Origin of the sequence: Streptomyces sp. HUAS TT7, assembly GCF_051550175.1 — a bacterium.
GTDB lineage: Bacteria > Actinomycetota > Actinomycetes > Streptomycetales > Streptomycetaceae > Streptomyces.
Map to the genome: position 1 here is coordinate 8,574,173 of NZ_CP196175.1, position 14,254 is coordinate 8,588,426.

Annotated in this window: 12 protein-coding genes; 4 read left to right on the top strand and 8 right to left on the bottom strand. The window is 70.5% G+C overall.

Translation table 11 applies throughout. The features are described from left to right. Nucleotides 1–102: 102 nt before the first annotated feature. On the top strand, nt 103–819 hold the full coding sequence (locus ACSHXC_RS39055; protein ID WP_438296069.1) for a Pr6Pr family membrane protein: 717 nt from the start codon (nt 103–105) through the stop codon (nt 817–819). Nucleotides 820–1,108: 289 nt separating this feature from the next. On the opposite strand, the gene ACSHXC_RS39060 is transcribed toward ACSHXC_RS39055, so the two are convergent. After that, nucleotides 1,109–2,236, bottom strand: coding sequence for an alpha/beta hydrolase (locus ACSHXC_RS39060; protein ID WP_438296070.1), 1,128 nt, complete (start codon nt 2,234–2,236; stop codon nt 1,109–1,111). A 501-nt stretch (nt 2,237–2,737) separates the two neighbouring features. Between ACSHXC_RS39060 and ACSHXC_RS39065 the strand changes: the two genes are divergently transcribed. Next, nucleotides 2,738–3,397 (top strand): tRNA-dependent cyclodipeptide synthase, encoded by a 660-nt coding sequence (locus ACSHXC_RS39065; RefSeq protein ID WP_438296071.1) that lies wholly within the window; start codon nt 2,738–2,740, stop codon nt 3,395–3,397. A gap of 148 nt (nt 3,398–3,545) precedes the next feature. Here the strand turns inward: ACSHXC_RS39065 and ACSHXC_RS39070 are convergent, their stop codons facing one another. From ACSHXC_RS39070 to ACSHXC_RS39100, 7 genes are all read right to left on the bottom strand, one after another. Continuing rightward, a complete protein-coding gene (locus tag ACSHXC_RS39070; RefSeq protein WP_438296072.1) occupies nt 3,546–4,772 on the bottom strand; it encodes a beta-ketoacyl-[acyl-carrier-protein] synthase family protein in 1,227 nt (408 codons plus the stop codon). After that, nucleotides 4,769–5,032: an acyl carrier protein gene (locus tag ACSHXC_RS39075; protein WP_438296073.1), complete on the bottom strand. Its 264-nt coding sequence runs from the start codon at nt 5,030–5,032 to the stop codon at nt 4,769–4,771. The genes ACSHXC_RS39070 and ACSHXC_RS39075 overlap by 4 nt, the downstream gene beginning before the upstream one ends. Before the next feature lie 223 nt (nt 5,033–5,255). After that, nucleotides 5,256–6,317, bottom strand: a complete 1,062-nt coding sequence (locus ACSHXC_RS39080; protein WP_438296074.1) for a beta-ketoacyl-ACP synthase III — start codon at nt 6,315–6,317, stop codon at nt 5,256–5,258. Between the two features lie 26 nt (nt 6,318–6,343). Further along, nucleotides 6,344–7,192, bottom strand: coding sequence for an SDR family NAD(P)-dependent oxidoreductase (locus ACSHXC_RS39085; protein ID WP_438296075.1), 849 nt, complete (start codon nt 7,190–7,192; stop codon nt 6,344–6,346). After that, nucleotides 7,189–8,268: a 3-oxoacyl-ACP synthase III family protein gene (locus ACSHXC_RS39090; protein ID WP_438296076.1), complete on the bottom strand. Its 1,080-nt coding sequence runs from the start codon at nt 8,266–8,268 to the stop codon at nt 7,189–7,191. The genes ACSHXC_RS39085 and ACSHXC_RS39090 overlap by 4 nt, the downstream gene beginning before the upstream one ends. Further along, on the bottom strand, nt 8,265–10,118 hold the full coding sequence (locus tag ACSHXC_RS39095) for an acyl-CoA dehydrogenase family protein (protein WP_438296077.1): 1,854 nt from the start codon (nt 10,116–10,118) through the stop codon (nt 8,265–8,267). Before ACSHXC_RS39095 ends, ACSHXC_RS39090 begins: the two co-directional genes overlap by 4 nt. Before the next feature lie 38 nt (nt 10,119–10,156). Continuing rightward, the gene (locus ACSHXC_RS39100) at nt 10,157–11,143 is read right to left on the bottom strand and encodes an acyltransferase domain-containing protein (protein ID WP_438296078.1); all 987 of its coding nucleotides are present in this window, start codon (nt 11,141–11,143) and stop codon (nt 10,157–10,159) included. Nucleotides 11,144–11,606: 463 nt separating this feature from the next. Between ACSHXC_RS39100 and ACSHXC_RS39105 the strand changes: the two genes are divergently transcribed. Next, nucleotides 11,607–13,013, top strand: a complete 1,407-nt coding sequence (locus tag ACSHXC_RS39105; RefSeq protein ID WP_438296079.1) for a hypothetical protein — start codon at nt 11,607–11,609, stop codon at nt 13,011–13,013. Nucleotides 13,014–13,085: 72 nt separating this feature from the next. After that, complete coding sequence (locus ACSHXC_RS39110) at nt 13,086–14,249, top strand: 4-hydroxy-3-methylbut-2-enyl diphosphate reductase (RefSeq protein WP_438296080.1); 1,164 nt, start codon at nt 13,086–13,088, stop codon at nt 14,247–14,249. Nucleotides 14,250–14,254 lie beyond the last annotated feature (5 nt).

Genomic DNA, 14,254 nt, shown 5'->3' on the forward strand with positions numbered 1-14,254 from the left:
TGCGGCCTCCATGCGGGCCGGCCCCGCCCCGATGGTTTCCGGCCAGTAACATGACTGCTCTTAGCCGATCGGCGGGATTATCCGAGGAGGGGGAGCAGCGCCATGGCCGTACTCAAGAGGGCCGGACTCGACGGGAGGACCGCCTTCCGGTCTCTGCTGTTCCTGGTCGGCGCGGCCGGCCTCACCGGTGAGGCGTACAGCAGTATCGCCGATCCGGGACCGGCCGACTTCTGGATCTACTTCACCTTCCAGTCCAACCTGATCCTGGCGGTCTGCTTCGGCGCCCTCGCCTGGAGCGGTCTGCGCGGCGGCCGCGGGCCGTCGCCTGCCGTCAAGGGTGCGGCCACCCTCTACGCGCTGATCACCGGGCTGGTCTTCAACCTCCTGCTGGCCAACCCGGCCAGCCCCTTCTACACCGTGCAGGAGGAGTCCCACTATCAGTGGGACAGTGTGCTGCTGCATGTGCTCGCGCCGCTGATGGCGCTGGCCGACTGGCTGCTGTTCGGCCCGCGCGGACAGCTGCGCGCACGGCACGCCCTCTACTGGCTCGGCTACCCGCTGGGCTATCTCGGGTTCGCGCTGATCCGCGGTGCGATGGTGGGCGGCGACACCCGCTACCCCTATCCCTTTCTGGACCTCACCCAGCACAGCGGACTCATGGTGACCATCAACTGCGTGTGCCTGGCCGCCTTCTTCTATCTCCTCGGGCTGGGGCTGTCGGCGGTTGACCGGCTGGTCGGGCGACGCGAGGAGCGCCAGGCGGGCGGGCTGGACGAGGCGCAGGCCGTGTCGGAACCCGTGTCGGCGGATCCCAGCTGAACCGAATGTGAGCGGCCGAGGCAGCCGTCCGCGCGATGGTGCACGAGAAAGGCCCGGATCCAGTAGCGGATCCGGGCCTTTGTGCTCGTTGTCGACGGACGCAGAGGGCTGAGGCGCACCGCGGGTCCCACCGTGGAGCGCACAAAGGCGGTGGCTGTCCCGGCGAGTGGGCCCATGATGCAGGTCGACCAGGGTCACCCAGTGCTCCGGACGGCCAAAATCACGGACGAGGCGTACCGGCGCCACCTTCGAGACCAACCGCGAGGCTCACCCGGGCCGGCCCGAGGGTTCAGTCGACTGGGCCCTGCATGTGCTGGCTGATCCACTGGATCATGCCGCCGGTATCCATGTTCGGGAGGTAGGTCGCGCCGTTGTGCTGGCCGCCCTGGATGACATGGAGTTTGGTCTTGATCGGGCCCTTCCCGTACTGGGATATGAAGCTGTCGATCTGCTTCTTGTCGTTCGCCTCGCCCTTGCCGTCGCCGATCTGGAAGCCGAGGTAGACATCCGGGCCACCGCGCTCAATGAGCTTCGGGGCGAGGACCCGGGGGTTGTTCGCCGCCTTTTCCTTGTCGTGCCCCGCCCACAGCAGGGAGTCCGGAACGATGTCGGGGCCGTTGGCGATCACCGCTTTGAACTTGTCCGGTTTTTGCAGCACGGACTTGAGTCCGGCGAAGCCGCCTGTGGAGTTGCCCATGAAGCCCCAGCCGTCGCGGGCCTTGATCGTACGGAAGTTGGCTTTGATCAGGTCAGGAACGTCCTCGGTGAGCCAGGTTCCCATTTTGGGCTGACCGGGGATATCACTGCCGTCCCAGTACCGGCCGGGGTGCGGGGAACCCTTCTTGTCGGTGTCCTCCGGGTTGAGTACCGGCATGGCCAGGATGAACGGCAGGCTCTTGCCCTCCTTGACCCACTTGGCTATGGACGACTCCAGCTTTATGGTCCCGTTGTCAAAACCGAAGTAATTGTTCGGGAATCCCGATCCTCCGGGCAGGGCGATCAGCACAGGAAATCCACTGTTCTTGTATTTCGGCTCGTCGAAGTACTCCTTGGGTGCCCACACCCATACCTTGCCCGTGAAGCCCGACTTCTTTCCCGTGAGGGTGGTGACACTGATCTTGCTGCCGTCGTCGGCGTGCCCGGAGATCTCGAAGGACGCCTCGGGGCCCGTCGCCATCTGCGCCTTGGAGTCGGCGGCCTGGGGGCCGTCGCCGCGACCGGACTTGGCGAAGGAGATGCTGTCGCCCTTGTCCGTGAAAGGAGGTATTTCGTAGTACGCCATGACCTGCCAGGCCGCCACCCCGAGGCAGGCCGTGCCGACCAAGCCGATCACCCAGCCCTTGGTACGGGAACGCCTGCGGCGGGGCGGTCGCGGGCTGGACTGGGGCGGCTGGGTGAGCGTCGGGGGGTGCGTCATCGGGAGCCTGTTCCTTGTATCGGTACCGCCCCTCGTCTCCGTGGGGCAGGGGTGTTGGTCGCGCATTACAAGACGAGAAGGAAACGGGGACGGTTGCATTGTGTGACACTGCGCCCATCTCGCTATCTCGCCATCTCGTCCGAGAGTGGGGTCGTTCGGCGGACCGATGGCGTTCGCCACGACACTTCGCCGCTGGGCACGGGTGTACCCCCTGAGCTGGTGGGCGTGATGTCGTGGGGGCGGGGCCAGTGCTGCTCGGTCAGGGGTGTCACACCAGGTCGCCGGACTGTTCGTGCTCTTCGTGCGTGGCCTGGAACCTGCTGGAATCTGAAGGAACGCTTTTGCGCCGGACGTCATCAGATAGACCAACTACCCGTATCAGACGATGACTTCAGGCGGAAGATCACCGTGGACAACCAGACAGTTCCCCCTGCCCCTTCCCACTCCTCCACGCGTCCGGAGGAGAGACGCCGGACTCGCTACAAGGCCGCGATCCACTCCGTGTCACCCGCAGCCCACCAGAACACCTTCGAAGACCACGAGGCGTGCTTCCTCGGGGTCAGCCTGGACAACAGCAGCTTCGCCCCGGCCAAGTTCGACAGCATGCTCAGCTGGGTCTCCCGGCGCTTCACTCGCTGCACTGTGCTGATCGGCGACAGCATCCACCGTCTCACCTTGGCCTCGACCCGCGGCATGAACCCCGACCAGGCCCTGGAGCACGCCCTCGATCTGGGCCGGCAGTTCGTCCACGCCCAGCAACCGGTCCTGGACGCCTACCGTGCGGTGACCGACTTCACCGTCGTCACCTGCAGCGAGGTCCAGGAAACCGAGGAGTACGCGGAGTTCCACTACGAACTGTGCACCCTGTTCACCAAGGACGATGCCTTCCGTGCCTCGGTGGAAGCCTTCGGGCGCGCCTACCACGCCAAATACTCGCCCATGGTGAGTGAGGCCGAACGCCGTCAGCGCATCGATACGTCCAGCGCCTACTTCCTCGAAGAGTTCGCTGTCTTCTGCTGCCTCACACGCCGCGACCTGCCCGTCATGGTCTATCCCGGACAGTTCATCACCCTTGCCGAAATAGCCGCGGGTCACCACCCCCAGGCCCCCGACGAACTCCGAGACCTGATCCTCGTCTCCCTCCGTCTCCGAGGCCGATAGCGGGCCGCGCGGAACAGGTGCTCCGCCGTCATCCGGCCGGGCCGCACTCGGACCCTGCCCGGCGGGGGACAACGCGCCGTCCGGTCGGGTGACCCGGGTGATCGGGCACGCGCGCGGTCGGGGTGGCCTCGCGGCCTTTCGCGGTTCCTTACGGGCGGGCGAAGGCCAGTACGGTGTTGTGTCCGCCGAAGCCGAGCGAGTGGCTGAGGGCGAGGTGGATGGCTTGGCGGCGTGGGCTTCTGGTGATGATGTCGAGCCCGGCCGTTGTCCGGTCCGGTTGGCTGAAGTTGGCTGTGGGTGGTGCTGCGCCGCGGTCGATGCTGGTGACGGTGAGAGCGGCTTCGATGGCGCCGGCGGCGCCCATGGTGTGGCCCAGGACGCCTTTGACGGAGGTGACGCTGGGTGTGGTGGGACTGAACATGTCCCGGATGGCACCGGCTTCGACCTGGTCGTTGAGGCGGGTGCTCGTGCCGTGAGCGTTGATGTGGTCGACGTCGGCAGTGTTTGCGCCACTGCTGCTGAGGGCTTGGGTGAGGGCGCTGCGCAGGCCTCGTCCTTCGGGATGGGGTGCGGTGGGGTGGTGGGCGTCGCTGGTGGCGCCGTGGCCTGTGAGAACGGCGAGGGGGCGGGCTCGGCGGGCCTGGGCGTGCGCGGCGCGTTCCAGGACGAGGAGGCCGGCGCCTTCGGCGAGGACGAAGCCGTCGCGGTCCTTGTCGAAGGGGCGCGAGGCTGCTGACGGTTCGTCATGGTTCGTGGAAAGGGCGCCCATCTTGGTGAAGGCGGCGGCGCACAGTGGGGTGATCATGGCGTCGGTGCCGCCGGCCAGGGCGATGTCGCACTGGCCGGTGTGCAGGAGAAGGACTGCGGTGATGATGGCGGTGGCTCCGGAGGCGCAGGCGCTGGAGGTGTGCAACGCCGGGCCGGTGACGCCGAGTTCGAGGGCGAGGTGGGCGGCGGCCATATTCGGCAGGTAGGCGGTGAGGGTCAGCGGGGAGAGGGTGCCTGGTCCGGTGCTGAGGAGTTTGCGGTGCTGGGTTTCCAGGGTGGCGATGCCGCCGGCGGCGCTCCCGATGACCAGGGCGACCCGGGAGGCGTCCCAGGTCCGGGGTTCGAGCCCGGCATGGTGGACGGCTTCGTAGGCGGCGGCGAGCAGGAATTGGGTTGCGCGGTCGTAGCGCCAGGGCTGTCGTGTCGGGAGGAGGGCTGCGGGATCGAAGCCGGGCACGCGGCAGGACAGGTGGACGGGGGGTCCGTCGAGTTCGGGGTCGCGACGTGCCGCGGACTTGCCGGCGCACACGCTGTCCCAGGTGGTGTCGGTGTCGGTGCCGCCGGGAGTGACCAGGCCGGTGCCGGTGACGACGATGGCGGGGTTCACTGCTCCGACCCGTGCCCGTCGTGGTACTCGTCCTGAAGATTCTTGACGGCCTGGGTGACCTGGTGAAGGGTGAGTTCGGGCTTGGCGGTGCTGTCGTCGAGGGGGATCCTCCAGTGGTCCTGCAGAGTGACGTACAGCTCGACGAGGGCGAGTGAGTCGAGTTCGAGGTCGCCGAGGGTGGCTTGAGGTGACACACGGTCGGGCGGCACTTCGAACTTGGTGGTCAGTGTGGTCACCAGGTGCTCGTAGACGGGGTCCATGACAGACACTCCCATTCGCTGCGCGAGCCCCACAGGGGGGCGGGAAATTGTGGGTGGGTCGTCCGGCGAGCCCGGAAGGGGGCTGGTGCCGGGGGGCGACTCGTTCCTCGTGGCTTGCGTGCTGGTGCCCAGCCCGCAGTGGGCGGGGACCTGGACGCTCGGAGACCGGGCGGTTCGGCAGCACGAATCCGGTACCGGCTACTTCCTGACTCCCCGTAGCCCTTCATTTTCGGGTCAGGCTCCCTGCCGGTTCGCTGGATTGTTCGGGGTGGGTGAGTGGGGTGGCTGTGGGCCAGGTCAGGGCGATGGATGCCCAGGTCAGGCCGCCGCCGAAGGCCGTGAGGAGCGTCCGGTCGCCGGGTGCGAGCGATGCGTGAGGGGCGGGGGCGGCCATGACGATGGGGATCGAAGCGGCTGCCGTGTTGCCGGTCTCGTGGATGGTGCCGAACCGGTTCTTGCGCGGAATGCCCAGGCGTTGGGCGACGGAGTCGAGGATCCGCTGGTTGGCCTGGTGGCCGATGAAGGCGCCGAGGGACTCGACGGGCCAGCCGGCGTGGTCGAGGCAGGTGCGGGCGGATTGCGTCATGCGGCGTACGGCATGCGCGTACACCTCGCGGCCGTGCATGTGGAAGTAGTGGTCTGTGGTGGGTTGGGGCAGGGGGTGGGGGTGGCGCGACCCTCCGCCGGGGATGGTGATGAGGGGGTGTTCGCTGCCGTCGGAACCGAGGTGGGCGGCGCGGATCGCGCCCGGAGTGTGTGCCGGCCCCGGGCGCAGGACGACCGCTCCCGCGCCGTCGCCGAAGAGGGCGGCGGTGTCGCGGTCGTGCGGGTCGATGATGGTGGAGTAGGTGTCGGCGCCGATGACGAGCGCGCTGGGGCACAGGCCGCCGCGGAGCAGGGCGGTCGCGGTGGCCATGGCGTAGAGGAAGCCCGAGCAGACGGCGGCGAGGTCGTAGGCGCCGATGGTGCCGAGGCCCAGGCGGTGGGCGACGTCGGGGGCGGTGGCCGGGCACGGGTGGTCGGGGGTGCTGGTGGCGAGCAGGAGCAGATCAGGTGGGCGGCCGCCGTCCGATTCCAGTGCGGCCCGGCCGGCCGCGACGGCCAGGTCCCCGGTGCTGGTGGCCGCGCCGGCGCGGTGCCGGCGGGCGATGCCGGTGCGGGTGCGCAGCCAGTCGTCGGTGGTGTCGAGGTGACCGTCGGCGATGACCTCGTCGTTGGTCACGGCTCGGTCGGGCAGACAGGAGCCGATGCCGGTGACGACGGCTGTGGTGTCGTCGAAACGCATGTGGACCCTCCGAAGGACTCGGTCGGTCAGGCGGCGAATGGAGAGGGAGGTTTGGGAATGCCGGCCAGTCCGCCGTCGGGCAGCGACAGACCGCCGTCGAGGACCAGTGCGTGTCCGGTCATGAAGGAGGAGGCGCTTGAGGCGAGGAAGAGCACGGCGTGCGCGACTTCCTCGGGCTCGCCCCAGCGGCCCATGGGCACGTGGCTCATCAGCCAGTCGGACACGGGGGCGGCGGAGCTGGCGAATTCCGTCATGGCGGTACGGATCCAGCCCGGGCACAGGGCGTTCACCCGGATGTTCTGCCGGGCCCAGCCGACGGCGAGGCACCGGGTCAGGGAGATCTGGGAGGCTTTGGTGGCTGCGTAGGCCTCCATCATGGGGGTCCCGACCAGGCCGGCGGCCGATGACATGAGGATCACGCTGGCGTGCCGGGACTCGGCCAGGTGGGGATGGGCGGCTCGGCACAGCGCGGCGGTGGCGTTGAGGTTGAGGGACACCACCTTTTCCCAGTCGTCCTGGGAGGACTGGGAAAAGGGCACCATGACGGGCGTGTGGTCGTCGGCCAGGGGGAGGGTGCCCGCGTTGTGCGCGACGATGTCCAGGCCGCCGAGTGCGGCCGCGGCGTGGTCGACGAGGTCGGCCGCGGCGCCGGGGGTGGCGAGGTCGGCGGTGATCACGGTGGCCTTGCGGCCCCGGTCCTCGACGGCGCGGACGGTTTCGGCGAGGGCGGCGCTGGTGCGTGCGGACACCACGAGGTCGCATCCGGCACCGGCCAGTGCCTGCGCGGTGGCCTGTCCGATGCCGCGTGAGGCGCCGGTGACCAGGGCGCGTCGCCCGTCGAGGCGGAAGGGGTCGGTGGTGGGTGAGGCGCTCACGATCGGGCCCTTTCGGTGGCCGGGCGGGCGGCCGGGCGGGCCGGCGCGGGGGCGAGGTGGATGGCCGGTGCCCCGTTCCAGGTGAGCAGGGCACTGCCCCAGGTCATCCCGGCGCCGAACACGGTGATCAGCACCCGGTTGCCGGGATGGATCGTGTGGCGTGAGGCCGCGGCCGCGAGTGCGTAGGGGGCGCTGGCCGCGCCGATGTTGCCGACCCTGTCGCCCACGATGACCAGGCGGTCGTCGTCGAGGCCGAGGTCGTGGCCGAGGCGGCGCAGCAGGACGGGGTTGGGCTGGTGGGCGATGACGCAGTCGAGATCGTCGAGGGTCAGGTGGTTGCGGTTCAGGGCTTCGTGGACGAGGCGGGGAAAGGTGGTGCGGATGAAGTGGCTGACGGCTCGTCCGTCCATGTGGATGAAGTGGTTGCCGGTGCGCAGGGTCGTGGGGGTGGCGGGGTTCCGGCTGCCGCCGGCGGGGATGAGGACCTTGTCGGCGAGCAGGCCGTCGGAGCCGAGAACGAAATCGGTGAAGCCGCACGGCTCGGGGACGGGGCCGAGGATCGCGGCCGCGGCGCCGTCGGCGAACAGGACGGACGTGCCGCGGTCCTGGGGGTCGAGGAACTTCGAGTAGGCCTCGACCCCGACGACGGCGGCGTACCGGGGACGCCGGTCCTGGCTGAGCCAGTCGTGGGCGACTTTGACGGCGAAGAGCCAGCCGGAGCAGGCGGCGCTGACGTCGAGGGCCACGGCGAACCGCGCTCCGGTCCGGGCCTGGATGCGGCAGGCGGTGGCGGGCCCCAGCTCGTCAGGGGTGGAGGTCGCGCAGATCAGCAGACTGATGTCCTGGGCGTCGATGTTGGCGGCCGCCGCTGCCGCACGGACGGCGGCCGCCGCCAGGTCGGAGGCGGCTTCCTCGGGTGCGGACACGTGGCGGGTGTGGACGCCGGTGCGTTCATGGATCCATTCGGCGCTCACCCCGACGGTGTCGGCGACCTCTTCGTTGGTACGGATCCGACGTGGCAGGTACGTGCCCATGCCGCAGATGCCGATGGGGCGTGATGTGCGGGGTGCGTTCACGGGGTGCCTCCGCGCTGCCAGCCCAGTGAGTTGGCCAGCGCATCGTTGAAGTCGGGGGCGGCAAGGGGTGCGGAAACGATGGCCTGCGGATAGCTGAAGGCGTCGTCGAGGAGTGGTAGGTGCGGCATGATCCGGTCGCACAACTCATCAACCTGTTGCGAGAGCCGGTCCAGATCCTCGGGGCGTATGGTCCGGGCCGCCAGCAGGGAGCCGGCCCAGCGACGGGTGGCGAGCAGCCCGTGCAGCGCGGCCAGCGGCTCCAGGACCGCGGTGAGAGCGGCATCGTGCAGGGACGCCAGGATGCGGGACACATCGTCCGCGGCCATGGCGGCGGCATGGATCTCGCCCAGTTCGCCGGCGGCTCCCAGCAGGGGATTCCATACGGCGAAGCCGTCCGGATCGCTCCGGGCCCGCTCGTCGCGCCGTCGGCGCAACTGCCCGGCCAGGCGCTGTTCGTGACGTCGTGCCACGGTCGGCCACCAGTCCGGATCCGAGGGGCCCAGGGCGGTGGGCAGGGCTTCGGGTGCCTCGGCGTGGTCTGCTTCGTCGGCCAGGGCGCGGCCGAGGTCGTAGTAGATGAGCTGGCTGTCGCCGCCCGCGGTGTCGAAGGCGTGGTGGAAGCCGTGATAGGCGGCGAGTTTGTTGATGTCGAGGTGACCGGAGAACCCGCAGTGGCGCTGGCACACGGCCGTGATCTCGGCCGCGGCGCGGACCGCGTGGGCCTTGTAGGCGGACAGGGGGCGGCTGACCGCGGCCCAGGGGGTGAACGTCATGTCTGCGGTGCCCGTGCCGTTGCCGGTGGTGGCCGACCACAGGGCGCGTGCTCCGTCGGCGGCGCAGGTCAGGGCGAAGGCGTTCGCGAAGGAGCCCAGGACCGCGTACTGCTGGGTGCGATAGGCGAGCAGCGACGTGCCCGGTGCCAGCCTGCTCTGGGTGCGCCGCCGGCGGGCGTAGCGCAGGGCGAGGACCGCCGACTGCCTTGATGTCGCCGCGGCGACCGAAGGCAGGGCGCCCCACAGGTCCTGCCCGACGCACAGGGTGCGTGCCAGACGGGCGTCGGTGGAGCCGAGCGGATCGTGGAACGTGCCGTCGGCGTCTAGGGTCGCACTGTCGCTCAGCCAGTGCGCGAAGGGCAGCCGGACGGTCTCGAAGCGGACCTGCGCGTAATCCAGCGGAACCGCGTCCAGAGCCAGCGGGGTGGACATGACGATGCCGGGCAGCAGCCCGGCCTCGTCGGTGAGGTCGACGAGGAACGTGAACACGCCGTGGTCGGCTCCGGCGACGACGAGCCGGGCAAGGACGGCCGCGGTACGCGGTGCCCCGTGGGTGCTGACACCGGCGAACTTCGCCGCGGCCCGGTCCGGCGTGCTCAGGACGAACTCCCGCGTCGCGGGGTCGAACACGGCCTGGGTGCGCGGCGCCAGATGACTGTTGGCCTGCCCGGCCTCGGTAATCAGATAGGAGCCTTTGACACGCCCCGATTCGAGCGCGTCGAAGTGGGCTTTGAGCGCCTGGTGTTCGGGCGCCAGACGGTGCAGGGAGCCCAGGCAGAGCACGTGATGGGTGATGAGGGCCATGCAGAGGGCCGGTTCGGCCACCGCCGACCAGGCCAGCAGGGCGGCGAGCTGCTCGGGCGCCTCCAGCATCTGCCGGGCGGGCGGGAGCGCGCGGGCCAGGCGCCGTAGACGTCCGGTGATGCGTTCCTCTCGGTGGCCGGGGCCGGCCGGACAGGAGGGGGGATCGTCCGACAGCGCGTCCCGCAGGGCGTCCAAGAAGTGTTGTTCGCAGGGGCCGTGGAGGAGCCGGTGCAGTTCGGGGCGGGGGAGTGTCGATGTGGCGGGGCCGGTCACGGGGGCCTCCGTTTCGCGGCAGGGGGCGGGTTCGGTGGTCACCAGGCATAGGCGGGGTCGGCCAGCGGGGCGTGGACCGAGACCTGCGGACGGCCGGCGAGGACGCGCCGGACACTGCGGGACAGGGCACTGCCGGTGCCGGCTTCGAAGAACGCGTTCGCCTGCCGGTGTGCGGTGAGCGTGTGCAGCAGCCGCGGGAGGTGAGCCGGGCGCACCAGACAGTCCGCCAGGCGGCGCGGCAGATCCTCGTTCTGGGTGTAGACCCGCCCGGCCACGGCGGAATACACGGGGCTGCGGGCCGGGTGCACCGTCCGGGACCGCAAGGCCGCGGCGAACTCCTCGGCCTGAGGGCCCAGCGCCGGGTGGTGGGAGGAGAAGGGCAGCCGTAGCCTGGCCGCCGCCACATCCCGGCCCGCGGCGTACTTCTCGACGGCCTCCAGCTCTGCCTCGGGGCCGCTCACGATGGTCTCCTGCCCGTCGTTGACGACGGCCACGACTACCTGGGCGGTGCCCAGACTGTGCAGGATCGCCACCGCTGTCCGCTCGGAACAGGCCAGCAGCGTCAGGCCCCCGGGGCAGGTCGCGAGGATCCGGGTGAGGTCGTAGGCGATCCGGGCACCTTCGGCCACCGAGTACGCGCCCGCGGCCGCGAGTGCCGCGATCTCCCCGAAGCTGACCGCGACCAGGGCGGCGGGAGAGCCGTGCGAGGCAGCCAGTGCCTGATGAACCGTCAGGGAGGCTGCGTACAGCGCGAGTTGCAAGGTGCCCGTGGGTGCCTCGCTCAACTGGCGGGTACTGGGCGGGTTCGGCCCAAGGAGCCACGGGGTGAGCGGGGGCAGCCCGTGTTCCGCCCCGGCGCGGTCCACCTCCGGGAGTACGTCCTCGGCGGGCTGTCGCAGCGGACCGCCCTGGCGGCAGGCTCGTACCAAGGCGCTCACGGTGAAGTCGCCCTGGCCGGCAAACAGATGGATTACGGCCGGCTCGCGTCCGGTGGCCCGATCTTCGGGGTCGGTGGCCTCGTTCACGACGTCCCCGCTCCGGGGCGCGGGACGCCACTGCGTACCAAGAGGGCCGGTCCGCCCCGGGGCGGTGCTGCTCCGGGCACCGCCGGGGATCGCGGGCCGGCCGCCGGGCCGCACCGAACCGGCGCCGCGAACTGCCTGGTCCGGGCGCTGCCGTCGGCCGTGAAGCATTCACAGGACCTCCGGGCCGGTTGCCCGGCAGCGAGATTGCACGACACGAACTCCTCCCTCCTCCTGGGGCACACGGGCGCGAACCAGACCAACAAGCGGCGCGCGGCACCGAACACCATCGCGATGCGTGTGCCGATGTACGCCCTGTCGAGGACCAGGCCGCGCGCCTCAGTCTGAGAGTGCTCAGCTCGCCCCACCCGCAATACGACAGACATCGCCGCCGGTGTTGAATCAAAACGGACGTTGAACCTCCGCCTGCTGAGGTCCGCGAGCCCCCGCCGGAGAAAGGACCGCCATGCGACCCGCTCGCGTCCCCAACCAGGCCCTGCGCCGCCTACTGGCGGAAGCGGGCTGGAGCGGCGCGCGTCTGGCACGCGAGATCAACCGCGCCGCCGCCGAGAACAGCCTCGAAACCCACTACGACCGCACCACGGTCGGACACTGGCTGGCCGGCACCCGGCCCCGCCGTCCCGCGGCCGAGCTCGCCGCGGAGGTTCTCTCCCGGCACCTGGGCAGAACCGTGACACCGGGGGAGACCGACCTGGTCGCCGCCGCGGCCGAGGACCGGCCCGCGGCGGCTCCATGGAGGGAGGATGCCGTGGAGCACCTCGAACGGCTCGGCGCCTTCCGGGAACGGTGCGGCCTCACCCTGCTGGGCGCCTACTCCCTGGCCGCGCTCACCGTGCCGAACTGGTCCACCCGGACAGCCCCCGCCCCGGATACCGCCCAGCCGCGCCAGCGCAGCGCCGCGCACGACATCGACGACGCACGCACCATGCTCGCCCTCTTCTCCCGCCACGACGCCTCATTCGGCGGCGGACAGGTCCGCCGGGCCCTGAGCGGATACCTCTCCACCACCCTCGCCCCCTGGCTCCGGCGCGACACCAGCCCCCGCCTGCGCCGTGACCTGGAGACCGTCGCAGGCCAGCTCGCCTATTTATGTGCCTTCGCCCACTTCGACAGCAATCTCCACAACCAGGCGCAGCAGTACTACCTCGTCGGCCTCAGCCTCGCTCAGCACGCCGGCGACCGGGTGGGCTACGCACTGGGGCTGCGCGGACTGAGCGTGCAAGCACACGCCCTGGGGCACATCCGCCATGCCGACCGCCTCGCCGAACAGGCCGTGTCCGTGGGGACCCCGCATGCCCCGGCCCACCAACGCGCCTTTCTGCTCGGCCAGTTGGCCGTCACCCAGGCCGGTCTCGGCGCGGCCGACGCCGCCGGCCGCTACCTCGTCCTGGCCGAGAAATCCCTGGAGAGAGCCCGTACCGGAGACACCCCCATCGGCGCCTTCAATCAAGCCTCCCTGGCCCTCCAGCGCGCCGCCGTCGCCACCGAACTCGGCGACCGCCACCGTGCCGCCCAGGCCCTGGCCGTCTCACTTCGCCACCGGCCCCCCACCGAAAGGCGCTCACGGCTCATCAGCCTGGCCGACCTCGCCGAAGCCCAGCTCGGCCTCGGGCATCTCGACCGCGCCTGCCTGACCTGGAGCGCCTTCCTCGACCTCTACCCCACCGTCAGCAGCGCCCGTCTCCACCAGCGACTCCGCTCCCTGCATGCGCTGCTGCGCCCCCACCGTGCCTACCGGCCGGCCATGCTCCTCACCGAACGTGCCGAGCATGTACGCCGGAACATCGCCGCGGAATTGGCGGAATTGGCGGCGGTTCGCGCGCCGTCCGCACCGCCCCCGGGGTATGCATGACCGAACTGCCGTACTCCGCCCGCACCCAGACCTCAGCGCGTCCTGCGGAACCCACCCCCGGGAACAGAACTGATGAACCGCAGTGTGCTCCTAGAGACCTTCTCCCACCCGCTCCAGGCGCCCGGAGCGCTCACCGTGGCTCGCTCATGGGTACACCCCGAACGCGGCCCGGTGGACTGCCCGGCCCACCCGCTCCTGGCTGCCGCCGCCGAACGGGACGGCTTCCGCGTACGGACCACCTCCCTGACCGCCCCCGACCCGGACGGCCGCCCGCACGGCACCGTCTTCGCCGTCTCCTACCAGGACCCCCACGGCCCCGTCCGCGGACTGGCCATCGGCGCCCACCTGGGCAATCCACCGGCCCTGGCTTACGCGAACCGGCAGATCACCGCCTGGAGCAGCGCGCTGCGCACCCGCAGAATCCTTCTCCTGTCCCCGCCCGCCGCGGCACCCGCTCCCGGAACACCAGCTGCCGCAGTTCCCGGCCAGTCCACGCCTGGTGGCGCCGCGCCACCCTGGCGGGCCTGCGGCTGTGCACACCAGGCTCTCTGCCCCGCCGTGGACCGTGCCGCCCACGCCATTCGCGTCTTCCAGGCCCAGTCCGTCCATGTCGCCCTCGTAGGGCGCCCGGTGTGGCAGGTACCCCACGCCCTGCCCCTCACCCCGCACGAACACAGCCTGCTGCTACCGCTCACCAGCACCAACGCCGTGACCGAACTGGATTCGCTGGATCCTGACAGCATTGCCTTTGTCGTGGCCCCGGGCAGCAGCACCGATCAGGTATCGGAGATCCTCACCAGACTCCGTGCCCGCTTCCCCCGCGTCCGCGGCCAGCACCCCGACCAGTGGTGCTACACCATGACCGACCAGCTCAACGCCGCCCGCTCCGCCCTGGCGGAGAGTGACAGCCTCCTCCTCTGCGACTCCGGCGCCACCCCCACCACCGCGGCCGCCGTCGAGGCAGCCACCGAGGCCCGCCCCACCGTCCCCACCCATCGGATCGGCACGCTCGGCCGACTGCGCCCGCAGGACGTCGACGTAGCAGCCATCACCGCCGTCGACTCCACAGGCACCACCGCGCTCCTCGACGCCCTGTCCGGCCTCGGCCCCCTCAGCGTCGTGCTCAGACGAACGCTTTCCACCACCGTCGCAACCCACCAGTCCCGCGCAGGTGCTGACGCGCGCGGTGGCCTGGCCCCGGGCGACTGTGGCGTCGGCCCGGGGCCCTCGGTGTGAGTAAC